Consider the following 1039-nt stretch of genomic DNA (forward strand, 5'->3'; position numbering starts at 1 on the left):
ACGCGTGTCGGGCGCCGCCGGTCGCGGCTGAGCCAGTCGGCCGCTGACGCCGCTGACGCGGCCGTCCTGGTGGCGCTGATGATCGAGCTTTCCAGACAGGCGAACGGGTAGCCGGTGTCATGGTCGTTGAGAATCAGCACGGCCGAGGCGCGAGGGATGCCTGCCGTCACGTTCTGCGGGAAGCTGGAGATCCACTTCAGGCCGTCCACCCGCACCGCCCCGCCGATCGAGGCGGGCAGCGCGATGATCCGGGAGGACGGGCGGTCGGGGAAACGCAGGAAGTAGGACGGCGGGTTCACCGAATCACCGGCGCCGTGCAGCCGGTAGGTGGCCTCGACCAACTCCACGATCTCCTTCTCGCGCCCCTGCAGCACGCGCTGAACCTGGGCACCGGGGATCACCGCAAACGGGGCCACGGTGGCCTGCTCGACTACTTCGAACTTCGTCGCGGTAGAGCGGACGGTGGTCATGGGCCAGTCACCTCGATGGTTGGCGAGCAGTCGGTGAGGTGAGTTGGATCGGCCATCGCGACGAGCACTTCCCGCGGTCCTTCGAAGGGTTCCCTGCTGTGTGCGGTGCGGATGTTGTCGACGAGCAGCAGGTCGCCGGCCTGCCACGGCTCGCGTGCGGTGTTCTCCTCGTAGATCTTGTTGAGCAGTTGTACGACGTCGTCGCCGATCGGGTCGCCTTCGCCGAAGCGGGTGTTGAACGGCAGTCCGTCGGCGCCGTACTCGTCGATCAGGTACTCGCGCACCTCGGGGGCGAGCGTCCATTCGTTGAGGAAGGCGATCTGGTTGAACCAGCAGCGCCGGCCGGTGACCGGGTGTCGCACCACGGCGCTGCGGCGTTGTCTGGTGCGCAGTCCACCGTCGGGCTGCCACGCGAACTCGATCGCGTTGGCACGGCAGTAGTTCTCGACGGCGCCCCGCTCGTCGGTTCCGAATGCCTCGGCCAGGGACGCCCCGATTTCGTCGTTGTAGCTGCGGGTGAGCAGCCAGCCCTCCCGCTCGAACCGCTCGGTCAATTCGGTGGGCAGCGC

At 67.7% G+C, this 1039-nt stretch carries 1 protein-coding gene and 1 pseudogene; both read right to left on the reverse strand.

Annotation, left to right across the window (positions count from 1 at the left end):
• A pseudogene (locus tag ACFWDI_RS40975) lies at positions 1–470 on the reverse strand (2,3-diaminopropionate biosynthesis protein SbnB); the annotation flags it as partial.
• A partial coding sequence (locus ACFWDI_RS40980; RefSeq protein ID WP_385312195.1) for a TauD/TfdA family dioxygenase occupies positions 467–1039 on the reverse strand: 573 nt, incomplete at its 5' end. The gene ACFWDI_RS40980 and the pseudogene ACFWDI_RS40975, both read right to left, overlap by 4 nt.

Origin of the sequence: Streptomyces sp. NPDC060064, assembly GCF_042736455.1 — a bacterium.
Lineage (GTDB): Bacteria > Actinomycetota > Actinomycetes > Streptomycetales > Streptomycetaceae > Streptomyces.